The sequence below is a fragment of the Rhizobium sp. NPDC090275 genome, assembly GCF_044772225.1.
In the GTDB taxonomy this organism is placed as follows: domain Bacteria; phylum Pseudomonadota; class Alphaproteobacteria; order Rhizobiales; family Rhizobiaceae; genus Rhizobium.
Map to the genome: position 1 here is coordinate 19,790 of NZ_JBIVYL010000006.1, position 24,638 is coordinate 44,427.

The following is a 24,638-nucleotide window of genomic DNA, read 5'->3' on the forward strand; positions in this document are numbered from 1 at the left end:
TCCTGCCCTCAAAGTTGCGCGGTCCAGTCGAAATCGGTCACATAGATGCCGATCGGATTGAGCCGGATTGTTGCTTCGTCTTGTGGTGAGGTGATCGACACGGTCGCTATCCCTCGGAAGCGCCGGGTTGCGACCTCCCTGCCTTTCCGATCGCGCTCGTACTCTGTCCAGTCGATCTGATAGGTCTGGTTCGAGAGCGCGACGATGTTGTTCACCTCGATCGCCACTGTCGCGTTGACCGCTTTTTCGAACGGCGAGTTGCCGCGAAACCAGGCATTGACCTTTTGCGTCGACGCATCGCTCGTTCTAAGCAGTGCATAGGTGCGATCGATATATTGCTTCTGGACCACCGCATCCGGAGTGATCGAGCGGAAGCTGGTCACGAAGTTCCCAAGGGTCGCGCGAACGACCCGCGTGTCGGCGTATTCGATCTGCTGCGGGAAGCCGCCGGAAACCGTGTTCCCGAGTTTGTCGACCTCGACGATGTAAGGAACGAGCTTGACCTGCGTGCTGAGATAGAGCGCGTAGCTGACGCCGATAACGGCCAATCCCAGGCTCAGGATGCCAACGGCCCGCCAGGCGGAGGCCGCCTTGACGTAGGAGCCGTAACGTTCTGACCATTCCTGCCTTGCGGCAAGATACGGGTTCTCAGGTGCGGGATGCCCTGCCATGTGTGTGATCCTGTCCGTGAATTATGGTTTGTCCGGTCGTTCCGGAGGAGGTGGCGGAGCTGTAGGATTGCCCCTTGCCTGATCGAGTTTCGCGTTGGCCAGGCCGAGAAGCGAGCCGGCATAGGCACCGGGTGACCCGATCGCCTTCTCCTTGGCAGCGGACCCGGCGGCCATGGCACCGGAGCTGAAACTTGCGCCCATGCCTTTGAGCACCGAGCCAGCTGCTGACGAGCCACCGGCACGCGCTGCCTGCGCGGCGGCAAAGCCAGCGCCGACCGCACCGGCGCCGAGAAACGCGCCACCCGCTGCGAACGAGGCCGCCTGTCCGCCATGGCGGATTGTCTCCATTCCGCCGGAGACCGAAGCTCCCTGCACGACGCCCTGGATGATGTTCGGGACATACATCGCGATGATGAAGACGACGACGGAGACGCCGGCAATCGCTAGAGCGGTTCGAAATTGGTCACCGACTTGAGGTTCATTTGCGAGGCCGATCAAAACCTCGGAGCCGATACGGGAAATCATCACCAGCGCCATCAGCTTCATGCCAACTGAGAAGGCGTAAACAAAATAGCGGATCGAAAAATCTTTGGTAAACGACGAGCCGCCAAGACCAAGCATGATCATACCGGCCAGCAGACCGAGATACATCTCGACCATGACCGACACGAAAATTGCCGCGACAAGAGAAAACGCAACGACAACGACGATCATTGCAAAAGCTGAGGAGATTGCCAGCGCGTTATCCTCGAAGACGCCAAACTGAATTTTCTCCGACATTTTAGTCGCCACCGCCAAGCCGGCATTGAAGACATCAGCAGGAGAAGCGGTACCCCCGCCGGCACCTATTTGGAAAAGGCTGTCTACGACCGCCTTGGCGAAGGCCGGTCCCTGCGTCAGCGCAAACGCGAAAAAGCCGATGAACATAATGCGCCGCACCAGTTCGGCGAACCAACTGTCCAGCGATGCTGCCTGGATCGCCAGCCATACCGCTGCAATGCCGACCTCGATGACTGCGAGGATCCAAAACAGCGATCTCGCCGCATCCATGGTGGTGGTTTCCCACCCTTTGGCTGCTGATGTGATCTGGGTCTGGAGTGTTGTCAGCACCGTGCCTTCTTGTGCGAGGGCGGGGTGTGACATGACGAGGAAGCCGCCGATCAGGAGCAGGTTTCGTCGTCGAGGGGAGATGAAAATGGTCATAAGGCTACCACTCGATCTTCATTTTCTCGCCGCCAGAGGTAGGTGGTGCCGTGCCACCGAAGAATGCCTCCCTTCGCGCCTGTGCAAGGTCCTTGTCCGTCTGTTCGCTCTGCAGCCAAGTCCCCATCATCGTCGTCTGCTGGGCGACAATGCCGCGGAGCTTCTGCATCTGCGCGACCTGCTGAGCGGCAATCTGATGGCCGACCTGAAGCGCCTTCATCTGCCCGTCCGCCGCTTGCGACATTGATCGCAGCTGACCCATTGTATCCTCCTCACTGTCGAACTGATCGGCGGTAAGGCCTGCCGCCCTGAGGGTACTGGAAATCGTGTCGCGGTTGGTAATCGACCACGTCTGATAGGTAGAAGAGAAGCTCTCGGCGTTCGGGAGGTCGGCCTTCAAATCCGAGTAGCTCTTGAACCGTTGCTTCAGGAGATCGTCGGCATTGCCCATGGAGAAGGCGATGCCCTGACCCTGATTCACGACGTCGCGCAGCTGGTTAAGATCGCCTTCGACTTGACCCCAAATGTGGTTTGGAAGCTGGGCCGTATTCTGCAGCATGTTCTGGTAGATATTGAGCTGGTTTTGAATCTGCTCAGCAAGTTGGGTAATCTGCTTGATCTGATTGTTGATCTGCTCAGTCGACTGACCAACAAGATGGATGAGCTCACCATTGTTGAGCATCTGCGTCATCTCGGTCGCGCCGGTGACCGCGCCTCCTGCGTAGGAGAGAGTGGGCGTCGCGGTCAGCCCGGCGGCGACCAACCCGGTCACCAACGATTTGCCGAGTTTCAAAAACTGGATTGCTTCAATCATTGCGGTTGATACCCCTTTCGATGAGCCACTGACCCGACCATTCGTGGCCATGGGTCGATGATAGCGCCCTGATGCGGGCTAGATCGGCCTTGCCAGAAGCGCCGACGAAGGAGAGCGTGACCGGACCCAGCGACATGTCAAACAGCCTTCGGCCGTCGGGCGACGTCACGTAATATTCGCGTTTCGGGATGGCGTTCGCGACGATCTCAATTTGCCGCTCGTTGAAGCCGATCCTCTCGTAGAATTCGCGGGTGCCGGTTTCCCGGGCAGCGCCATTCGGAAGGCAGATCTTGGTCGGGCAAGACTCCTTCAGCACGTCGATGATGCCCGAGCGCTCAGCATCGGAGATCGATTGCGTCGCGAGGATAACGGCGCAGTTCGCTTTGCGCAGCACCTTGAGCCATTCCCGGATCTTGTCGCGGAACACAGAATGACCGAGCATCAGCCATGCCTCGTCCAGAACGATGAGGCTTGGCGAGCCGTCGAGCCGCCTCTCGATCCGTCGAAAAAGATAGGTCAGGACCGGCACGAGATTGCGCTCGCCCATATTCATCAGCTGCTCGATCTCGAAGCACTGGAAGCGCCCGAGCGTCAGGCCATCCTCTTCTGCATCGAGGAGCTGACCCATCGGGCCATCGACCGTGTAATGATGGAGGGCATCCTTGATCTCGCGCATCTGGACGCCACTGACGAAGTCAGAGAGCGAGCGGCCAGGCGCCGATGCCATCAATCCAATCTGCCTCGAGATCGCATTACGGTGATCTGGCGCGATCGTCACGCCTTGAAGCGAAACGAGGGTCTCGATCCACTCGGAGGCCCAGGCCCGATCCGCGTCGGTCGAAAGCTCTGACAACGGGCAGAAGGCAAGACTGGCCCCCTCCCCGCTTTCGCCACCGATCTCGTAGTGGTCTCCGCCAACGCCGAGCGTCAGCGGCAGCATTGAATTTCCCTTGTCGAAGGCAAAGACTTGCGCCTTCTCGTATCGGCAAAATTGCGCGGCGATCAGCGCGAGAAGGGTCGATTTGCCGGACCCGGTTGGCCCGAAAATCAAGGTGTGACCGACATCGTCGACGTGAAGGTTCAGTCGGAAGGGCGTCGAGCCGGATGCCACCTGCATGAGAGGTGGTGCATCGGATGGATAGAACGGGCATGGCGCGGACGGCTGTCCTGACCAGACCGAGTTCAGCGGAACGAGATCTGCCAGATTGCGCGTATTGATAAGCGGTTCGCGGATATTGCAGTACCAGTTGCCTGGCAGGCTGCCGAGAAAGGCATCGGTCGCATTCAGCGTCTCGATGCGAGCTCCGAAGCCTTCCGCCTGGATGAGGCGACGAACCGCCTCCGCCTTCTCTTGCAGCGCCGACCGGCTTTCGTCGAAGAGGATGATGACAGGAGTGTAATAGCCGTATGCCACCAATTGCGACGAGGCTTCGGCGATTGCATCCTCGGTTTCGGCGACCATGGCCATCGCATCTTGATCGATCGACCTAGACTGCGTCTGGAACAACTGGTCGAAGAACGGCCGCACTTTCTGCTGCCACTTCTTGCGGGTTCGCTCCAGGCGCTGCTTTGCCTCCTCCGCATCGAGGAAGATGAAACGCGACGACCACCGATATGTCAGCGGCATGAGGTTGAGGCTATTCAAGATCCCCGGCCAACTCTCGGCCGGAAGCCCGTCGATCGCGATCACGCCGAGAAATCGACCTTCGACCCGCGGCGTCAGCCCGTGTTCAAGCTCTGCCGTCGCCAACCAGTCCAGATACATGGGAATTTCTGGCAGGCGGACGGGATGGTTCTCGCCGGTGATGGCGAACCGAATGAACTGGAAGAGCTCGTCGTAGCGCGCGACGCGACTACCTTCGCGTTCGGGAACCTCTCGGGTCTGCATGCGCTGAACCGAGAGAACATTGCCGAAATATTGCTCAATCTCCCTGATCGAGCGCCGAAACGCATCGAGAGCGGTATCGGCATATTTTGCTGAGCGACTTTCGGTATCCGAGTAGATGTATCGGGTCAGGCCGGATCGGCGTCGTTCTGGCGGTCGGTAGGTCAAGATAAGCGCGTGCCGGCTTTCGAAATGTCCGCGCTCCTGTCCAAAATGCCGCCGACGCTCGTCATCGATCAGCGACGTGACCGGATCGGGGAAATAGCTGCGCTCAGCCGACGGGTAATCCGTCGTTGGCACCCGCACGGCCTCGACCTGGATCATCCAGCCCGTACCGAGGCGCGAGAGGATCGCGTTGATCTGACGGGAGAGCTCGTTGCGCTCGAAGTCATTCGCGCTTTCGGAATCCGGACCGGCAAAATACCACCCGGCCATCAGACTACCGTCCTTCAGCAGAAGGATCCCATTATCGACAAGGCCGGCATAGGGAACGAGATCCGCGAATGATGGACCTGTCGATCGAAATGTGCGTAACGCGACCATCGCGGGGGCCCTTAGTATCGGCGCCAGGGCGCGGAGGTCGGAAGGTAATGCGCCCGATAGCGCATATGGCGGGCATAGACTTTGCGCATCATGGGATCGGATTTCGCCATCATGCGGAGCACGCCGACGACCACGATCCAGATCGCGACGCCGAACAGGGCCGAATACACGGTCAGAACGACGAAGATGAGAATGATTGCCGCGAGCCCGGTCAGCAGCACGAGCTCTCGGTCCGCTCCCATCAATAGGTTCGGCCGCGACAAGGCGCGATGGATCCGGTTGCGATGGAGCCCGGCGCCGGCGTCAGCCATGACGCCCCTCCCCTCCCCCAACCCGGTTTGCATTCGGGATCGCGGTTTGCTTGACGCCAAACGAGCCACCGATAGAAGCGCCGGTCGAGCCGAACAGGCCGACGATCGTTGTCGCGCCAAGCAGGATCCCTGCGACCAGCACCACATACACCAGTCGCCGCGCGAAATCGTTGAGTTCGCCGCCGAAGATCAGCATGCCGCCGGCAATTGCCACGGCTGCAAGCGCTATATAGCCGGCGACCGGTCCGGTGATGGATTGCTGGATCTGCTCCAGCGGCCCCTCCCAGGGAAGCGATCCGCCCGAGCTTGCGAGGACGGGTGAGCTCACCAACAGAGTTGCCGCGAGGATACATAGCGTTGTTCTAAGCCGCATGACGGGTATCCTTATCGCGAGCCTCGATGTGATAATGGCCGTCGCTGAAACCGGCGACGCTTAGAATTTCGCTTAACCGTCGCCCTTTCGGTGTTCTCTGGATGGCGATGATGAGATCAACTGCCTCACCGATGACCGCCTGCATCGGTTGCAGGCTTGCTTCCGCAGTCAATTGCTCAAGGCGCTGTAGCGCCATGCGTGCTGAGTTTGCATGCACGGTCGCAATGCCGCCCGGATGTCCGGTGTTCCAGGCTTTCAGGAGGGTCAGCGCTGCACCATCGCGCACTTCGCCAACGATGATGCGGTCGGGACGAAGCCGCATCGTGGTCTTCAGGAGCCGCGACATGTCGACCAGCTCACTTGTATGCAGGCTGACGGCGTTGTCGGCCTCGCAGCGGATCTCGGCGGTGTCTTCGAGAATGATCAGACGATCTTCGGGTGAGAAGGCTACGATCTCCGCAAGAATGGCGTTCGCCAGCGTCGTCTTTCCCGATCCGGTACCGCCTGCAATGACGATGTTCGCTCGCTGCGCGACCGCCTCCCGAATAACATCCGCTTGCCATACGGTGATGTTGCGCGATCGCACATACTCGTCGAGGGGAACCAGTCGCGATGATCGTCTCCGGATTGAAAAAATCGGTGCGGTTACCACGGGAGGCAACAATCCTTCAAAACGGTGGCCCCCAATTGGCAATTCGCCGGAAATGATCGGTCTGCTATTGTCAACTTCCACGCCGAGGACGTGCGCTACGCAGCCAATCACCGTTTCAGCCGCCGAAGCCGCCATGTTGCCGAGCGTATTGATCGACCCACCCAGACGCTCGATGAAGAGCTTGCCGTCGGGGTTCAGCATGACTTCGATGACATCCGGCTCGTCGATCATACGACAAAGCTCCGGGCCGAGGGCATGTTCGAGCTTGCTGATCAGGCGTGATATCGAATGGCGGCTGCTGTCGGTCATAGAGGTATCCCGTCGCAGGTTGCGGGTTGGCCAAGGGTCCATCCGAAATTTTTCTGTGATCAGGACCTGGTGACTGGTTGGTAGCGGGCTCAAGCCACCAGCGTCTACTCGCAGATCTGCGAGTAGTTCATCGAACAGGCTTCGGCGTAGGTTCGCGACTTCGGAGCAGACGAGGCTGTAATGGTTGATGTCCCGTCGCCTTGATCACGGTCATCTCCAGCCCGACGAGCCGATGCGTGTCAATCGGCTGCGTATTTCAGGAAAGCCGAGGCTGGTCAGCAAGACTTCAAATGCCAGGAGATAATCTGGAAGGAAAAGACAGGGCCACAGCCTAAGTGAGGACGACGATTCGCATCGAATTCGACGCCCAACCCATCCGGTTAGTAGCCGGCTTGCTGGATCATAAGGTTTTACAGCGCCCGGATGCTTTCGAACGCACATCGAGACTGGATAACAAAATTGAACGTAAACCGCTGATTTTGTTGATTGAGATCCGCATAAGGGTGGAGCATCCATCCAATCAGTGCGTGGAGTAAGATCTCGTTAACTTTAAAAGGCTTGCAAGGGTCAGAGAATCGATGCACTCCTCAGATGCGTATTTTTCACGTTTTTCGGGCGTTTTCCGCATACGTGCCCTGATGGACGAAATGATGACCAAGACCACAAACAATGGCGACAGCCGCTCTTCACCGCTCCGATCGAAGATCGCGAGCCATTCGGCGTCGCTTTCGGCCAAGCTTCAAGAGCACCAATCGAATATCTTCACGCCACATGCGCGCAAGACCATTCGGTCGTTTTCTCCCTCGGAAGCCGCAAAGCTGCTCGGGGTAGCCGAAGGTTATCTTCGCACAAGTGCGGTCGAATTGGAAAAGAAAGCCTCCGTCGGCTCGGAGCGCGACTTCAGTCCGGCGCTCGCCGGTGGCAGACGCATGTATTCAGTGCAGGATATCGCCGCCATGCGCGCCCATCTCGACAAGCCGGCCCGTTCGAACGGCCGTTACTTGCCGCATCGCCGCGAAGGTGAGGAGCTGCAGGTCATCTCGGTGATGAATTTCAAGGGCGGCTCGGGAAAGACGACGACCGCAGCTCACCTGGCTCAGTATCTGGCACTGCGCGGCTATCGCGTCCTTGCGATCGATCTCGACCCGCAGGCCAGTTTGTCAGCCCTGTTCGGCAATCAGCCCGAGCTCGACGTTGGCGAAAACGAAACTGTCTATGGCGCCATCCGCTACGACGAGGAGCGCCGTCCTATCCAGGAAATCATTCGCGGAACCTATATTCCTGATCTTCATGTCATCCCAGGCAATCTGGAACTCATGGAGTTCGAACACGACACTCCAAAGGCTTTGCTGCAACGCAAACCCGACGATATCCTGTTTTTTGCCCGTCTGCAGGCTGCAATCAAGGACGTGGAGGACGCGTACGACGTCGTTGTGATCGACTGCCCTCCGCAACTGGGCTTTCTTACCCTGTCGGCACTGACGGCCGCAACGTCGGTTCTGATCACCATCCATCCGCAGATGCTTGACGTCATGTCCATGAACCAGTTCCTCGCCATGACAAGCGCCCTTTTGGATGAAATCGCCGAAGCTGGCGCCGAGGATCGCAACAACTGGATGCGTTACCTCATTACCCGGTTTGAGCCGACCGATGGCCCGCAGAACCAGATGGTCGCCTTCCTTCGCTCGATGTTCGGCGAAAACGTGTTGGTCAATCCGATGCTGAAGAGCACGGCCGTATCCGATGCAGGCATCACCAACCAGACACTATTCGAGGTGGAACGCGCCCAGTTCACCCGATCCACGTACGACCGGGCACTGGAATCGATGAACAACGTCAACGCTGAGATCGAATCATTGATCAAAGCGACATGGGGTAGATCATGAGCCGGAAAAACCTCCTCCCGATGCTTCACAATGAAGCCAAGGACGGGCAGCAAGCTGCTCCGCCGCCACCATCACGACCACACCTCGACGCGCCGAGATCAAAGCCACTGGCCGCAATCAGCAAGTCGCTTGGCGACCTCAACGATCGCAGTCGCCGTGCGAATGAAATCGAGAGGAAGCTGGCTGAAGGCCAGGTTGTCATCGAGCTTGATGCCGCTACCATTGAACCGTCCTTCGTGCAGGATCGAATGGAAGGGGACCTCGATGGTCTCGTCGCCTCCATACGAGAGCAAGGCCAACAGGTTCCGATCCTCGTTCGCCCTCATCCTGAACAATCGGGCCGCTATCAGGTCGCCTTCGGCCACCGACGCCTGCGTGCGCTCATTGAACTCGGCCTTCAGGTCAAGGCAATTGTTCGCGAACTGAGCGACGAACAGCTGGTCATTGCTCAGGGGCAGGAAAACAACGAGCGTGAGGACCTGACGTTTATCGAGAAAGCCCGCTTTGCAGCGCGTCTCAAGGAACGGTTCGCCCGCGACGTGATCACGGCGGCGATGTCTGTAGACAAAAGCGATCTGACGCGGATGTTCAACATCGTCGATGCGCTGCCAGCTGATCTGATCGACGCAATTGGCCGGGCACCCGGCGTCGGGCGACGCAGCTGGATCGAATTGACCGAGCTTGTTGAGAAAGCGTCTTCACCGGAAGATGCGACGCGCTATGCGCATACGCTCAAGAGCCTGCCGTCGCAGGATCGGTTCAAGAGCATGATCGCCCATCTGAAGCCGCGTCGAATCACACGCGGTGCTCCAGACGTGCTTTCTGGGCCGGACGGACAACGTCTTGCTCAAGTCAAACAAAACAAGACCAAGGTTGAACTGACGATTGACAGGAAGGCAATGCCAGACTTTGCCGCCTTCGTACTGGAGCAGTTGCCCTCGATCTACGCAGAATACCGCACAAAACTGCAGCCAAAAAAGGAAGCGTAACCCGCAAAAGAAAAGAGCCCCCAAAACGTCGCCGTCCTGGAAGCCCCTATCTGTCTAAGCACCAGTAGAATCGCATTTCCGGGATTCATCGTCAAGAGTCTTTGGCATCGTTTTGATGAGCGAATTGCTTTTGCCTGAAGAAAGGTAAAGGACGATGCATACGGAAAGTGTGGCGACGCCGTTCGGGCGGCGGCCGATGACGCTTGCCTTGATCAGGCGGCAACAATCGGTTGCTGAGCTGAAGGCGGGGAAGACCTGTGACAAGTGGAAAGTTAAGCGGGACGCCTCTGCCGCCATGGAGCAGCTGGGCCTTCAATCGAACAGCCTTGCAGTGCTCGACGCTTTGTTGAGCTTTTATCCTGAAAATGAACTGCGCCAGGATGGACAGTTAGTTGTCTATCCTTCCAACCTCCAACTCTCCCTCAGGGCCAATGGCATGCCCGGTTCAACGTTGCGACGTCACCTCGCCCTCTTGGTCGAGGCGGGTTTGATCGTGCGCAAAGACAGTGCCAACGGCAAACGGTATGCACGCAAGGATGCTGCCGGCGACGTTGAACGTGCCTTTGGCTTCGATCTCGCCCCCCTTCTGGCCCGCGCAGAAGAGCTTGCAGCTATGGCCCAAGAGGTGATCGCGGCTCGCACAAGATTGCGTAAGTCGAAAGAGGACCTGACGATCTGCAGACGCGATGTTCGAAAGCTGATTACCGCTGCCATCGAAGAAGATGTCGAAGGCGGTGATTGGTATGCCATAGAAGCAGCCTATGCGGCCATCGTTAGACGCCTGCCGCGCGTCACATCGCTAGGTGAGGTCACCCGCGCCCTGGATGAAATGCTCGTCTTGCGGACAGAGATTCTCAATCGATTGGAAAAGCACGATAAATCGGTTTTTTCGGGCACCAATGATGCTCATATTGAGCGGCACATACATAATTCGAATCCCGATTCTCCTAATGAATTTGAACAAAGCTCTGAAATGGAGCTGGAAGCGAAATCGGTGGAAGATACTCGGGCAAAGAAACAATTACGAGAACCTCTCAAGGTTTTCGCGCTGGGTACCGTGTTGAGAGCATGCCCGCAGATTGTCGGTTACGGGCCCGGCGGGAGCATCACGTCGTGGCGTGACTTCATGTCAGCCGGGGTGGTCGTCCGATCGATGTTGGGGATCACGCCCTCGGCCTATCAACAAGCTTGTGATGTCATGGGGCAAGAGAACGCAGCGGTGTCAGTCGCCTGCATGCTCGAGCGAGCCAACCTGATCAATTCGCCTGGTGGATACCTGAGAGATTTGACCGGCCGGGCACAAAGAGGTGCGTTTTCTCTTGGTCCAATGCTCATGGCTCTCTTGAAGGCGAATGCCGATTCCGAGCGGAGGGTTTGAGTTCTAGCGAATAAACTTTACGAGCAGCAAGACACATGGTCGCGGGGATAGATATCCCTGTGGCCCCGGGATTTGTCTCGTTCACGTTCGAGTTGGACGAAACTGCGGTACTGCGCTGCAGGTGTGGAGCCGTTGCGCGCTCCTATAGGGCGCATCCATCGGGAACAGGAGCAAGGTTGGAGGCTCTGATTGCTGTATCGTTGCAACAAGCAGCAAGCGAAGCGGTCATTGGCGGCAAGCACTACGGAGGGTGGAAGAGATGAAGGCAGCGCTTGCCTCGGGCATTCTTCCGGAAGGAAGGGGCTCCGCGTGCCGCAGATTGTTCGAAATATGCCCTGGAAGAGCCTGATGACTCTCGTCAGACTTTTTTGGCAGTCGCTGTCGATCGGGGATACGAGAGTCGGAGTTTCATTGGTCTCGACCCAAGTCGACCAGGCGTGGTCATCATGTCACACGATCGGCAAGATCTGCGACCTACTGCCAGGCCTAGTTATTCAAAGTCAGAGTTCCGTCGCGCCGAGTCAGACATTACTAAGCCTATCAAAAATGAGACAATCCTGGATCTCGGAGAGGAGGAATGTGGTGGGTGGTCTGAGCGACATCGGCGTCCTTGCAACCATTTGCATCATTAATTCCACGAACGGTGTTGGCACCAGCGTTGCGATGGTTTGATCAATGCTTCGGCGGGACATCCTCCGGCTCAGCTTTGCCTGACATTACCGCAAAACAAGATAACGATCTTGAAGGGGCTTTTGGGATAGCGCGTGTGGCCCTTGTTTAGGTTGGGAGGCATAAGGTCGGCCGGCACGCGCCTGTCTTGCATCGGGTGCAGGACTTAGTGTTGCGATCTAGTTCGAGGAGGAATTGCGTTTTGCGCTCAGTCGGCTTCGCTGCTCGAGCAGAGATTGGTGAGATCCGTCATTCTTCGAGATGGGAGGCATCATATTTCAAGCTGAGGCATCCAGCGGTGATGCTGATGACGGTCGAGTCGTTCGGGCGAAGCGAGAAACTTATACCCGCGTTGAGGCCGACCTTTCTCAAGTGCCTTCGCTCGACTTGCGTCCCCGGACTAGCGCCGAGATGAGCGCGCGTCGACCGCGATGCTTCCGTCCCGGTTTCCGACCCAATGCTGAACGGAATCGTGTGGAGTGATCCGTGACATGGCGGCAACATAGCCCCGGTGTTGATACGGCTGTCCAGCATGGGAGTCATAAGACCGGTCCTATTATCAATGCTTCTAGGTCTTTTGGACCTCTTTTGCCTGGCTCGCTTGCAGAGCGGCGATTGGGATCCTTTGCCGATCTCGAAGGGGGGATCGGCAAAGAGGAGCCGCCATTGCCGGATGATCGTCGCGAAAACCTTCAATTGGCAATGACGTCTGGCCACCGAGCGAACGAAGATAACCTGCGGCTCAATGGGGCTGCGACCAGTGCAGCAGCCACAACTTCAGTGGGAATGTGCTGCGCGTTGCTTCTTATGGTTCATTTGCGGTTGAGATCGAAGCATCGAATTTACGTCGCGCATGACGCTCAATCGCGATCGGGCGGTCGCGTTATGTAGGAGGCAGCCTAGCAAGTTCAGGAAGAGGCGACCGGAGTGAGATGCTTAGGTGCATGGAGCGTCAACGCTCGTTCTCCATTCTCGGGGAATGTTATCGGTCCGCGGGGCGCCTGGGCGGGAATACGAGGCCAGGAAATATGTTTCGCTACCGGGTTACCTTACCCTCTCCCCTCTGCCAATTGCAAATGTCTTTCGAGACGGAGGGGAGACATTTGGTGTTTCTTCTGTCTCTTAATACGAGAGAGCTTCTTACGCTGCCGACACGGACTTCAGGGGCGATCGGTCTTGCTGCGATGGGGTTTGAGCAGGCTGTGGTTCAAAGAGCGCCCCTTCCCTCTCGTCCGCTCCTCTTACCGCAATCGGCACAACCGCGTGGCTTGTGATTGTGCCCAGCTACGCGCCAGGTCGTCGGTATCGGTTAGACCGGACAGGAGGCCTCCAAGACCATCATCGATATTGAGGTGAGCGTCGGTGACCCTGCAAGTTGATGGCTCCAGGGTGACGGCAACGTTTACTCTTCCTTCCACGGCATCGACCTGAAACAACGAACTGACGTCGGCCTCACATGTCAGATAGGCCTGCGCCCGCACGGTTGTCAGCCCGCCCGCCTGCGGACAGACTTCAGCATAGGCCACCTCGAAACTCCTCGTTTTGTTAGGTCCGACCGGCAATTGTTCGCAGAGCCTGACATTGGAGATCGCGCGTGCGATAGCTGGCCAGTTTTCGTTTTGGATAATCGACACGCAGTTCGCCGAGGCTGCGGCGTGCCCCAGTCCAACAAGTCCGGCCGCTGCCCACATGATTGCGCTTTTCGTCCGCCCCGCTTCCATGATCATCTCCTGTGAGCTTCCGCCGACGAATCAATAGAAACGTCATTCCCGGGTTTTTGATGACGACGTCGAAGCCATCCGACCCCGGCGGTATGAATGGATCGCTGAGAGGTGCGAGTGACCTCAGCCAAACATCCAGTTGTCGCGATCCCGGTCGCGGACCGTTCTTCTGACGAGCAAGATATGGCGTTTCCGCGCGATGCTTATGCGTGCAGGTCTCGTTCGACTTGCAGCAGCGACGAATGTTCTCCGTGGGTGGCTGGCGATAGGGAGGTGTCCGATCGCTCGCTGGTTTTAGCGACGTCAAAGGTTCCAATGATCGCTGATCGCTGACTGGTGAGCGCTGGTCGCTGTTTGCTGCGTGGGGTCTATGTCCCCCTCCTCTCGCCGCTCGCTTGTTGGAGCTCGGATGTGACGAGAACGCCGACGGGCACTTCGAAGTGCCCCCTTAGCTTACGCTGACCTCCACGCGCGTCGTGGTTCGCAGGTGGTAGGAGGCGAGTGGGAGATCAGTGGTTGGTTGGGCGCCGTTCGCATACTTCAATGACGCTGCGCGGCTGGAGAAAAGGGCGTGAAAAAAGCCGATTTGCAATCGACTTCAGAAAATGACGTTATTTCAGTGAGTTGAGGTCGTGGGCCGCGGCCCACGGAGGCCAGCTGAGATCCTTGCGATATTTCATCAACTTGGATTATGTAGTAAATTCAGATAGTTAAATCTGTGGGCCGCGGCCCACGCAGGCTCTCATCAATTTCTCTAAAAATATTGCTGGGAACCATGCTGTACCTTGCAACGGCCGACCCAACCAACGAACTAGTCCACGACGGTCGCTTCGCTCGATCACTTGCCTTTCCGCGGCGGAAGCTCTCAGCTACTAGACCTTTGCGAGAAGAGTATGGGGACACCTGTTAACGGCCGGACAGGGTGCGGGGCTCTTCAGCGGGCGTCAGGCACTGCTCCCCTCCGCGCAGACATGGTGAAGCATTTGTCATGGTCTGTGCGCTCGCGAGGCCCTTCTTTGGGGAAGGGCGAGTTCTGTTTGCCTCTATCGGCCCAGTTTTGCATGGCGCCTGACGCCTGCTTCCCGCTCCTCCGCAGGTGGTCAATGCAAACCCTGCGCTACACTGAGTGACTGCCTGTCCCAAGTCTCTGCCGTTAGGCGGAGGGGCATACTGGCTTCGAGACGACGCAGGAAGCCCATCAACATCAGCGCAAGGCAAGCGATCCTAGATGTGAAGGTTTGGGCTCGCGGGGATTGGTGCGTCCCATGAGCGATGAATTTTGAGGCTGAGTCTCAACAGAATCCGGTGCCAGCTTGCAGGACGTTCGGCAAAGGAGTGCGTGCGGTGTAGAGGCGTTTTGCGAAGTTTAGCTGGATGCTTGCTGTCCGACGAGAGGCTGTCGGCCGAGAGAAAGCTTCGCGGGGCGCAATCGGGTGCCCCGATCTCCTGACGTTGGCGCCAGTGTGTGCGAGGGCTGTTTGGCGGGGCCGTCGTGTCTGTTCAGGCACCAAGATGGCCAGTCGTCCCAACGCAACATGCGTTCTTTGGACGGCAATTGTGTTGGCTGATTGTGCGTGTGGCTTTCTGGTAGGGTAGGCCAACCAAAAATTACCTTGATCGACATCCACTGAGCCGGGTGGCTATGGAAACCATCGCATGCCGTTGCGAACGCGACATCGTAAAAAAGGCAATTGGGTGCTCAGCAGAGCAATGAGATCGAACGTATCTGAGCCCCGAAATCTGTAGCGCTCGATCCTGAGGCGCAGCCAATATGGAACCGGATGGTTTGAAAACTGGTGCTGGCCACGAATGCCGGGCCATGATGCCTCGGCGCTGATCAGCGTTTATTCGGGTGCCATGTGCCATACGTCATGCTCTGGCGCCTTTGACGCTGCGGCTTTCCAGTGGTGCTCATGGGCTGGCGTTTGCTGCGTTCGGCGATTGGTATCGGCACTCGTATGAGCCCCCGGCGAGGGATCATTCGAAGAACGGCTTGAGCCCGTCGGGAGGCTTCCGCCTTATCCGGCAGGCTTTGGCGATATTGGTCTTCCACATGCGCGCTTTTTGACCTGACGTCGAGAAGCGATCGGTAGGACTGGATCCTGACCAGCAAGGTCGATTGTCCGGGTCAGACCGGGGAATATTTCCCTGTCAGCAGTGGGCGACCGCGCTCGGGTTGGGTCGCCAACCACCGGTAACGACCATCCCCCAAAAAGGCTATCGGCTCTGCGTAGGTTCCCGGCGTGACGGACTTCAAGAGATGTCAGCCGAGGGAGCGAGACGACTGATCAGGTCGATTACGTTTGCAGGGGTCAGTTCTTCGCTTCGTTTGATGGACACCCTAACGCCCGAAAGCATGAGAGAGGATCAAGAGCAACCGCCTTGGTGTAATAGTACTGTCGGACGGAATGAGGTAGACACAGGCGCCGGGCTTTTTGATCCTAACGGCGGATGAGACCAAATCGGTGGGCTTTGTCCAGCAGATCTCGAACAGATGAGGCCTGGAACTTCTTCCCGCCACGTGCCGGTCGTTCTCCCATTTTCTCAAGCTCACTTGCAATGTCGCGAAGCGATAAGCTCGGATCAGCGATCGTGATTGCCGCTACCTTCTTCATCAGATGGTCTTCGGGAGCGCGGCGAGGGGAGCGGTCAAGGAGCTCCTTTTCTGCTAGCTGCTCGCGCACCAGACGGTGTACCGCTCGACGAAGACGCTCTACCGTCCAATCTTGGCCGCGTCGGTTGAGAACGTCGACGACGTTATCCCAGCTGTGCTTCGGGCGCAGTTGCCTAACGACTGGAAGCCAGGTTTCCGACGAGGCATTGAGACTATCGATGTAAAGCTTCTCGCGTGCCTTGGACGCAGCTTCAATCGCTTCCGGGCGTCTTCCCCGAAGGCCGGGGTTGCCAGGTAGTCGACCTTGAGCTTTTGCTGCCTTGATACTATCTCTCGCGCGCTCGGCGCTTTGCGCCTTTTCAAGATCTACGATCGCGGCAAGAACCTGGATGGTGAAGGCACCCAGCGGCCCAGCCGTGTCGATGGGGTCACCGAGAGAGCGGAAGCCGATCTCTCGATCTTTGAGTTTTTCAATTAGCCCCAGGAGGTCGCCAGCTGAGCGTGCCACTCGATCCAAGCGGGCGACTACCAAAGCATCCCCAGCGTTGAGCTCTGCAAGTAGGCGGACCAAGACCGGCCTCGTTTGTGGCGAGCCGGACCCATGCTCCTGAAAGATGCGGTCACAACCGGCCGCCCGGAGATCATCGACCTGTCGATCGTTGGCTTGATCACCAGCGGACGAGAAACGTGCGTATCCTACGAGACGGGTAGGAGACTTGTGATTGTCTACTTCTTCTTGCACCGCGGTGATAGGCCGATCTCCGAGCTCATATAATCTGTACAGATGTAAAGTGTGCCAATAACACTATTTTTGCAAGCGTGTATGAAGCTACTAATAGCGGGCCACACAGCGCGATTTGCTGGGTGGCGCTCATGGTTACTCATTTCACGTTGACAGCGTCATCTGGCGGCGCTCTACAGTGGAAAAATGCGACTTAACCCACGCACTCGGGTCACCTTTCTCCAAATCACATCGATGCTTGTGTTTCACTGTGATAAGGTCGGTTGTTCCGCAGCCACTAGGCAACATACGGAAGGCGGGTATCGCCTCAGGCGTTCGGGGCGACCATTTCAGACGCTCGCTCTGCAACAAAGCAAATCCGCGTGTTAACGTTCCAAGTCGCAAGGATTGGTCAGCTGGGACCGACGCTTAACGCTTCGCCTTCGCGGCTGTAATTGCCTCAGCTTGGATGACGACCATTTTGAGTTCTTCAGGAGCCATTCCCATTGCGGCATTAGCGAAACGATCCAACAGCTCGCTTAGCCACTTTTCGCTCTCGGTATGTGCGTCGAACCCCAGCAGCCAGTTTGGTGTAGTGTCCAGTGCTTCTGCTATGCGAACAAGTGTGGCCAAGTCGGGTTCGCGTCGACCTGCAACGTAGTGCGCGAAACGACGTTCCTCGAGACCGGCACGGCGACCCGCCTCAGCGACCGTTATCCCAAGGTGCTTACTTCTTTGCTTCAGACGTTTTGCCAGTGTGTCCATACGAACAATTTGTTCATGATTGATAACAATCTGGCCATGAACGTTTTGGAGTGTTATAACTACAATATGTAGTGTTCGATTTTTAATCCGCTCGAGGTTATCGATGGAACTGCGCCAACTATCCCTTTTCCGAGCCGTAGCCGAGGAGCTTCACTTCGAGCGGGCTGCGATCAAGATGAATATCGCCCAGCCGGCGCTCAGCAATCATGTGATGGCGTTGGAGAGGGAGCTTGGCTGTCCGTTGTTCATCCGCTCCACTCGTCGGGTTGAGCTGACGAGGGCAGGGGAGACCTTCTATGATCGCGCGGTTCGCATCCTCAGCGAGATGGAACTGACGACCGAGCTGACGCGGGCCGCAGGCGGCAATCGCATCCGCCAGATCAAGATCGGTAACGTCTATCCAGCAACCATGGGGATGCTACCCCTGTTCCTAAGCAAGATCGCCCGCAAGTTTCCCGATGTCCGCATCCATATCGCTTCAGGCAACACTGGAGACATCATCCGCGGACTGGAGACGGGGCAATTGAACCTTGGCTTCATCAGGCCGGTCGAAAACATCGGATCGCTGCGTTTCTTCTCGGTTGCCCATGAACGCTATCTGCTGGCGGTAGCCGAGAGCAATCCTCTGGCTTCGCTCAACGAGATCTCGATCGTAGATCTACGCGATCAGAAGATCATTGCGTTCAACCGGCAGAACCTCTCCTTTACCGAGCGGTACTTCAATGAGAAGTTCGAGGAGTACGATCTGACGAAGAACGTCGCCTATAGCTGCGACGACACCTATTCGCTGGTATCTCTCGTCTCTGCGGGCCTCGGCATCGGCTTTGCACCCGAGTGGACCACCGATATCCCGAACCGCAGCTTCGTGCTTAAGAAGGTGAGGGGGATCGACTTCAAGATCGGGCTTGGCATTGCCTGGTCGAAGGAGGATCCGACGGCGTCGCGTGATGATATCGTCGAGATCGCGAAATCGATGGTGCGGCGAGGGTGATGTTGGGAAGGCGTGCGCTAAAGACACCGAAGGATTGACCGGGCACGTCTAAAAGGCGATTCTCGACCTTGAGAATCGCAATGAATTGATCGGTCTCCGTTGCACACATTAAGAGATCAGCTGTGCACCGCTTTCCTATCGATAACCGATCATTATCGATATTTTAACACGCAACTATCAACCATACGCAGTGACGAATAGTAACTATCATCTAGCATTCGTTTAACGAATGATTTACCATGAATTCAATGCGTTACGATCTCACCCAGCTGCCCATCCAGAGCCTGCTCAAGCCTGTCACCGAGGCGACAGCCGCCCTATGCCGGCTCGACGAGCGCATCGCCCGCTCGACTGTCGGCGCCGGCCTTATCGAACGCCAGAATTTTGCCGACGCCTGCGCCTCGCTGTGGCTCGACGGCGAACTCGTCCATCTCGAGGATCTCGTCCTCCATGACGCTGGTGCCGACGTCCGCGCCCCGACCCATGAACTCACCATCGCCCGCGACGTGCTGCGCAGCCGCCGCCGCATCGCCAGCCAGCCACCGGCCTGGGCCCTTAGTTCCGACGGCCTGCGCACCCTCCGGCACGCCCGGGCATGGCCCGGACCATCATTGGGTGACGACGACGGGCGTGGGGCTGACGAGATTGGCGGCGAACCGCCTGGGGGAGGGGAGGGGGAGCGTGACGATGTTGACGCGAGCGCGTCCGACCCGGACGCCAGCGTCTTCGCCGACATTGACGCGATCCTCGCTCGCGCAAGTGCGGCGATTGAGGAGGCAAAGCGCCCGAGCCACGTGGCAAGCCACCGCGCCGCGGACAGCAAGGCGCTAGTCTACGATCTCGACTGGGACGAGAATGCGCGACTTGATGAATGGCGCGACGTCGTCCGGCAGGCGCAGGAGCTGCCGCCTGTGCTGGCGGCGATCGTCACCCTCGACGCTTGGAACGAGCTATCCGTGTCGCAACACGCGCCCTGGCTCGGCCGGCTGTTGGCCGCGGCGCTGCTGCGCCAGGCGGACATCTCAACCGGTGGCCATCTGGTGGCGGTCAATGTTGGCCTGAAAACCATCTCGGTCGATCGGCGCCGGCATCGTGACCGCGACACAAGGCTGCTGGCGATCGCCCACGGATTGCTGGCTGTCGCCGAGATCGGGCTGAAAGAGCACGACCGGCTGGCACTGGCGCGCACGATGATGGAGCGGAAGATTGCCGGGCGGCGCACATCGTCGAAACTGCCGGAGTTAGTCGAGCTGGTGATGGCAAAGCCATTGGTCTCCGCTGGCATGGTGGCGGAGACGCTCGGTGTCACGCAGCAGGCGGCGCGGCGGATCGTCGTGGAGCTCGGCCTGCGCGAGATGACGGGCAGGGGGAGGTTTCGTGCATGGGGCGTAATCTAAACTAAACTCACGCGTTCAGGCGACGGCCCAGAAGGGAGCCAGCCGGTAACGCGTCCTTTAAAGGCAATCACAACCTTAATCATTTTGTGACAGGAGAGAACGAAAGTAGAATCACCAAGCGATTTGCAGATTTTTGGCGAGAGGTGTCACCATGGCGATGAATTCCACGATCGAATGGACCGACCACACTTTCAACCCGTGGACAGGATGCACAAACATTAGCCCCGGTTGCGACAACTGCTACGCCGAGGCTTGGGCCAAGCGATCCGGTCAAGTGAAGTGGGGTAACGCACCGCGGAAGCGGACGACAGAAAGCTATTGGAAGGCTCCGCATATGTGGCAACGCAAAGCCGCCGAATTTGCGAGCCTGCACGGCCGCCGGCAGCGCGTGTTCTGTGCTTCGCTGGCCGACGTCTTCGATAACCAGGCAGATCCCGCATGGCGTGGAGATCTCTTCAAGGTCATCCGCGAAACACCCTCGCTGGATTGGCAGTTGCTGACAAAGCGCCCTCAGAACATTCAGAAAATGCTGCCGGCCGATTGGGGGAGCAAGGGATACTCGAATGTCTGGCTAGGCTTTACCGCCGAGGATCAATCCCGTTTCGATCAAAGAAAGCGGTTCCTCTCCCTCATCCCTGCTCGCGTCTGGTTTGTGTCCTACGAGCCGGCGATAGGCCCGCTTCGGATATCACATGGCGATCCGCGGCCGGACTGGCTTATCAGTGGCGGAGAAAGTGGCCCGCGCGCTCGCCCTATGGTGAGCCAATGGGCGCGAGACATTATTGCCGATTGTCAGGAATACGATATCGCAGCTTTTCACAAACAATGGGGAGCGCCTGGCAATAATCCGCTTGTGCAAGAGCAAGGAATGTTGCCAGCGCAAGTCAAAGAAGTTGATCCTCATGGCAAAGGGGGAGGACTCGTTGATGGCAGGTTGGTGAGGGAGTTTCCAAAGGGCTGCGAAAAGGCAGAAAGAGCTGCCTGAACTTGACAGCTCTACATGTCGAACGCAACTTAGACTTGGTTGGCATGGGGAGTCGTAACAATCGCCGAATTCGGATGGAAGCTGGGCGGTGAACTGCCGCCCCTTAGCGCTCACAGCGGCGCAAAATTGCGTCTCATCGAGACCTATCTTCAAAATTATTTCCCAGCAACGCTTGTCAGCCACGCCCAGGAGAGGCAGCGCATCACGCTGGTTGACGGATTTTGCGGCGGCGGTCGATTTAGTGATGCCGGCGAGCTTATCCGCGGCACCCCACTTCTCTTCCTGGATGCTGTAAACAAGGCTCAGGAGCAAGCTAACGTTGGGCGGACAAAGTCGCTCACCATCGATGCCGAATATCATTTCGTCGATAGCAAAAAGGACCACATCGACTTTCTGCGCGAGGAGTTGACGAAGGAAGGGCACCTTGCTGCGATCGGGAACTCGGTATTCCTTCATCACGCAAAGTTCGAGGTCGTGTTTCCGGATATCTGTCGCAGGATCGAGCAACGCACGCGGGGCGGAGTAGGGCGCTCGATCTTCCTCCTGGATCAGAAAGGCTATTCGGACGTCGCCTTTGAAACCGTTCGAAAGATACTCCAATTCTCAGCGGGCGAGTGCATCCTCACATTCGCCGTCGGCTGGCTTATCGATTATCTCACCGACAAACCTCAAACCGTTAACCGTCTTGCGCCGATTGAGATATCCGAAGACCAGCTCCGCGAATTCCTTCGTCACAAAGGCGAGCATGGCGGACGTTATGTCATCCAACGTCTGCTGCTGCGGCATATCTCGGGCATGACAGGCGCGAAATTTCAAAGCCCATTTTTTCTTAGATCAAAAGAGGCCCGGAAGGATCTATGGCTGGTGCATCTCTCGAACCACCTGAAGGCCAGGAACGTGATGGTCGACAGCCATTGGCTGATCAATAACCAATCCCTGCACCAGGGGCACGGTGGGTTGGAGATGCTTGGGTTCAATCCGAATCTTGATCCCGGCAATGCTCCGGATTTTTGGTTTGGACCTAAGGACGAGGAAGTCATGAAGGATCGGCTTGCCGACGACTTCATCCGTCGGATCCGCGATACGCATGGTGACGCACCGGTATCTTATGGTGCATTCGTAACATCGATCGCCAACGAGACGCCCGCTCGCCTGAGCGATATCGATAAGGTTACGGCGCTTCTGGTCGATGAGAAGGAATTGGATCTCCGCAATGCGGCGCATTCACCAAAGCGCACATCTTCTCCGATCTATAGAGACACGATAGGCGTCTCTCAGCAAACGCGCTTGTGGCCGGCGCGGGCGCTTTGAAATTCGTGAGCTCGGATAAGGTATCCATCTTCGTGTTCACCCCGACCAACTTGTCAACCTGGTTGAGTTAAAGCTTGTTGAAGATGATATTTCGGCCGGCGTCTTTTCCTTTCTTTTGAGATATTTACACTTTCAGGATTACTGACGATGGAGTTACGGGAAAACGCCGAACGAGTGGCTATAATTGAGTGGCCTGACCCGCTTCGCATCTATTATTTTATGATCCTTGGTGACGACGAGTTGCCAGCTCAGATATCGCCCTTTCAAGGCTTCGGTCGAAATTGGGTTAGTCTGCATTGGGCAATGCGCGCGGTAACGAGCATGCCGGCAGATATCGATGAGCGAACACATGATCCCGCAGATATTGCGGTTCAACGGATCGCAGGAGGTCGGCGCCTCTCGTGGTATCCACTCGATATCGCGGCACTAGAAGAGCTGACTGTTGATCAGCTGCCCGTTTGCTGTGTCCTATTTTCTGGAGCGGGTGACGAAGCCGTCGCTCGGCGAATTGAGGCTTGGCGGGCAAAGGTCAACTTTGCAGCGTTGCACATCAGCCAGTACGACGGGCTTGGCATCTCAGCCCAGAATTTCCAACTCGGACTCTTGCGCGATTACTGCATTAGGAAGCTGCGAGTTGAAGCAAACAACCTTACTGGAAAGCAGTCGCAGATCGTTGCTCAGTCCGACGTCCCTTGGGATTGGCCCGAAACCACATTGGAAAGTTACGACGTCAAAGGTCACAATATCGCAATCCCGAACCATATGGCGATGGCCAGGGTGGGTTATAAACTTCGGCCGTCTGTTCCTTTCGCTTCTGACGATGAGAAGGATTATACTGACGCGATCATAGAAAGCGCTGGAGCAGTCCTCAAATTTCGGCAAGCTGTCGGAAATCACGATATCTTCGCATTGAGCTCTGCCACAAGCGGAGCCATCCTTTTCGAGCCCGCCTTCTTTCGCGGTCTCTACGACAGGCTCCATGTGCAGGGTTTGGAGGGCAAAGCGTTGCGCCGCGCCCTTCGATATTTCCAGAAGCAAAGGGGATTAAGCCCCACGCATGCAGAAGATGACAAAAGGTTTTTTACAACCTCAAAAATGGCCAGAGTTGTCTCTGGAATCCGTGCCGACGAGTTGCGAACCCAAACACTCGCTGTTGGACTGCTGGCAGCACAGACGACGACACCCGTCATCAGAATGACCCCCGCTGTGAACCACGTGTTCACCGCGCTCTCCGACTATGCTCGTAACGTACGGGCCGAGCGGCCCGAGGCTCGACGCAAAGCGCCGCGGCTCTTCGCCGAGATCCAGCGCCAGTTGAGTGCCGCAGTAGGAGAAGAGAGAGTAGATTTCATAAAACGGACCAACGGGCCGCTGAAGATTGTGTCGGACGCTCCTTTGGAGTGGCTGCCAATCGATGACCTTCCACTGTCCTTTCGCAGGGAGTGCTCGCGGATACCAGTAACGCCGGGCAACGTGTTGATGGGACAGCTGTTATCATTCGAGCCAGTCTTCGTGACGGCTTCAGGTTTTCGCAAGGTGTTGGTTGTTTCGTCTTTCGCGCCAACTGATCCGCTTCGAGATCTCCTTTCAGGCTCCATCAATATCATTCGTGATGCCTGGCCAGAGCTCGAACTCGTTCACGTCAAGATATCGAGTGTCGAGGAATTGGAGGCGGCATTGAACCAATTTGATGGGGCAATTTTGATCTTCGATGGTCACGGTGCCCCAAACGATAAAAAGCCGGTGGGAAGGCTGGAAATCGGAAACCAGTCACTTGATGTCTGGAGCCTTCGCGGAAAAGTACGCTGCCCGCCGATTGTCATCCTGAGTGCCTGCGATACGCATGGTATAGACGCATCGAGCCATGCGACTGTCGCCAATGGCTTCATTGTTCTAGGGGCAAGAACCGTCCTCGCCACATTCCTTCCTGTTGATGGCCGGAGATCTGCGATGCTCATAGGGCGGCTGATGCATCGCCTGGCTGAGTTTACGCCTAATGCCGTGCGGGCATATGGACGTGCGATCACCTGGACGGAGATTGTAAGCGGCATGTTGCGCATGTCGTTGGCGACCGAGATAATCAGCGAACTTACCGGGCCGCCAGGTTCCGCCACTTTCGACGAATTGCAGGGGCATGCCAATGTCGAAATAAACGGCCTTGATTCTCATTGGTTTGACAAGCTTATAGATCGCCTCGCCGGTGTGCGTGGCCTCGCGCCAAGCGCGATCCGTCCATCCGTCTTGGCTGCAATCGCTAAGTCAGACACAATCCGCTACACGCAGTTGGGTAATCCCGAAGCGATCATCCTCAGCGATGAGTCATTGATCGAAATTGCTTTGCAGGAAGGTGTTGGGACATCCGACAACTAGAGGTCTGGCTAATCGGAGAACCTAAGCGGCGTTCTACCACGCCGCCGACTTCTTCAGCAAGGCGTTAAGGGCCAGATGCC

Annotated in this window: 18 protein-coding genes; 8 read left to right on the top strand and 10 right to left on the bottom strand. The window is 57.2% G+C overall.

All coding sequences use genetic code 11. From position 1 onward, the window contains the following. Positions 1 to 8: 8 nt before the first annotated feature. Genes ACIQUB_RS16300 through trbB form a run of 7 tightly spaced genes read right to left on the bottom strand, consistent with a single transcriptional unit; the run spans position 9 to position 6,761 of the window. Positions 9 to 671: a conjugal transfer protein TrbF gene (locus tag ACIQUB_RS16300; RefSeq protein WP_402930614.1), complete on the bottom strand. Its 663-nt coding sequence runs from the start codon at positions 669 to 671 to the stop codon at positions 9 to 11. A 21-nt stretch (positions 672 to 692) separates the two neighbouring features. Further along, entirely contained in the window at positions 693 to 1,874 is a 1,182-nt protein-coding gene (gene trbL, locus ACIQUB_RS16305; RefSeq protein WP_026283170.1) for a P-type conjugative transfer protein TrbL, read from the bottom strand. A 4-nt stretch (positions 1,875 to 1,878) separates the two neighbouring features. Next, positions 1,879 to 2,688 carry a P-type conjugative transfer protein TrbJ gene (gene trbJ, locus ACIQUB_RS16310; RefSeq protein WP_402930616.1) on the bottom strand — a complete coding sequence of 270 codons (810 nt, stop codon included), beginning with the start codon at positions 2,686 to 2,688 and terminating at the stop codon, positions 1,879 to 1,881. Next, positions 2,681 to 5,116 (bottom strand): conjugal transfer protein TrbE, encoded by a 2,436-nt coding sequence (locus ACIQUB_RS16315; RefSeq protein ID WP_402930618.1) that lies wholly within the window; start codon positions 5,114 to 5,116, stop codon positions 2,681 to 2,683. The genes trbJ and ACIQUB_RS16315 overlap by 8 nt, the downstream gene beginning before the upstream one ends. 11 nt (positions 5,117 to 5,127) lie before the next feature. After that, positions 5,128 to 5,427, bottom strand: coding sequence for a conjugal transfer protein TrbD (locus tag ACIQUB_RS16320; RefSeq protein ID WP_018899385.1), 300 nt, complete (start codon positions 5,425 to 5,427; stop codon positions 5,128 to 5,130). Then, positions 5,420 to 5,800, bottom strand: a complete 381-nt coding sequence (locus tag ACIQUB_RS16325) for a TrbC/VirB2 family protein (RefSeq protein ID WP_026283169.1) — start codon at positions 5,798 to 5,800, stop codon at positions 5,420 to 5,422. The genes ACIQUB_RS16320 and ACIQUB_RS16325 overlap by 8 nt, the downstream gene beginning before the upstream one ends. Next, positions 5,790 to 6,761, bottom strand: a complete 972-nt coding sequence (gene trbB / locus ACIQUB_RS16330; protein ID WP_018899383.1) for a P-type conjugative transfer ATPase TrbB — start codon at positions 6,759 to 6,761, stop codon at positions 5,790 to 5,792. The genes ACIQUB_RS16325 and trbB overlap by 11 nt, the downstream gene beginning before the upstream one ends. A 650-nt stretch (positions 6,762 to 7,411) precedes the next feature. Between trbB and repA the strand changes: the two genes are divergently transcribed. The 3 genes from repA to repC all read left to right on the top strand — a co-directional run bounded on the left by repA (position 7,412) and on the right by repC (position 11,014). Further along, a complete protein-coding gene (gene repA / locus ACIQUB_RS16335) occupies positions 7,412 to 8,647 on the top strand; it encodes a plasmid partitioning protein RepA (RefSeq protein ID WP_402930621.1) in 1,236 nt (411 codons plus the stop codon). Beyond that, the gene (gene repB, locus ACIQUB_RS16340; protein ID WP_402930623.1) at positions 8,644 to 9,636 is read left to right on the top strand and encodes a plasmid partitioning protein RepB; all 993 of its coding nucleotides are present in this window, start codon (positions 8,644 to 8,646) and stop codon (positions 9,634 to 9,636) included. Before repA ends, repB begins: the two co-directional genes overlap by 4 nt. A 154-nt stretch (positions 9,637 to 9,790) precedes the next feature. Beyond that, complete coding sequence (gene repC / locus ACIQUB_RS16345; protein WP_402930625.1) at positions 9,791 to 11,014, top strand: plasmid replication protein RepC; 1,224 nt, start codon at positions 9,791 to 9,793, stop codon at positions 11,012 to 11,014. A gap of 1,910 nt (positions 11,015 to 12,924) precedes the next feature. On the opposite strand, the gene ACIQUB_RS16350 is transcribed toward repC, so the two are convergent. From ACIQUB_RS16350 to ACIQUB_RS16360, 3 genes are all read right to left on the bottom strand, one after another. Then, positions 12,925 to 13,404 carry a hypothetical protein gene (locus ACIQUB_RS16350; RefSeq protein WP_402930627.1) on the bottom strand — a complete coding sequence of 160 codons (480 nt, stop codon included), beginning with the start codon at positions 13,402 to 13,404 and terminating at the stop codon, positions 12,925 to 12,927. Positions 13,405 to 15,845: 2,441 nt separating this feature from the next. Then, positions 15,846 to 16,760 (bottom strand): recombinase family protein, encoded by a 915-nt coding sequence (locus ACIQUB_RS16355; protein WP_402930629.1) that lies wholly within the window; start codon positions 16,758 to 16,760, stop codon positions 15,846 to 15,848. A gap of 408 nt (positions 16,761 to 17,168) precedes the next feature. Further along, the gene (locus ACIQUB_RS16360) at positions 17,169 to 17,504 is read right to left on the bottom strand and encodes a helix-turn-helix domain-containing protein (protein ID WP_402930631.1); all 336 of its coding nucleotides are present in this window, start codon (positions 17,502 to 17,504) and stop codon (positions 17,169 to 17,171) included. Positions 17,505 to 17,607: 103 nt separating this feature from the next. Between ACIQUB_RS16360 and ACIQUB_RS16365 the strand changes: the two genes are divergently transcribed. The 5 genes from ACIQUB_RS16365 to ACIQUB_RS16385 all read left to right on the top strand — a co-directional run bounded on the left by ACIQUB_RS16365 (position 17,608) and on the right by ACIQUB_RS16385 (position 24,558). Continuing rightward, complete coding sequence (locus ACIQUB_RS16365; protein WP_402930633.1) at positions 17,608 to 18,495, top strand: LysR family transcriptional regulator; 888 nt, start codon at positions 17,608 to 17,610, stop codon at positions 18,493 to 18,495. Positions 18,496 to 18,734: 239 nt separating this feature from the next. Next, positions 18,735 to 19,892: an RHE_PE00001 family protein gene (locus ACIQUB_RS16370; RefSeq protein ID WP_402930635.1), complete on the top strand. Its 1,158-nt coding sequence runs from the start codon at positions 18,735 to 18,737 to the stop codon at positions 19,890 to 19,892. Between the two features lie 151 nt (positions 19,893 to 20,043). Then, entirely contained in the window at positions 20,044 to 20,877 is an 834-nt protein-coding gene (locus ACIQUB_RS16375; RefSeq protein WP_402930637.1) for a DUF5131 family protein, read from the top strand. 39 nt (positions 20,878 to 20,916) lie between these two features. Further along, complete coding sequence (locus ACIQUB_RS16380) at positions 20,917 to 22,188, top strand: three-Cys-motif partner protein TcmP (RefSeq protein WP_402930638.1); 1,272 nt, start codon at positions 20,917 to 20,919, stop codon at positions 22,186 to 22,188. Positions 22,189 to 22,335: 147 nt separating this feature from the next. Beyond that, complete coding sequence (locus tag ACIQUB_RS16385; RefSeq protein WP_402930640.1) at positions 22,336 to 24,558, top strand: CHAT domain-containing protein; 2,223 nt, start codon at positions 22,336 to 22,338, stop codon at positions 24,556 to 24,558. Positions 24,559 to 24,638 lie beyond the last annotated feature (80 nt).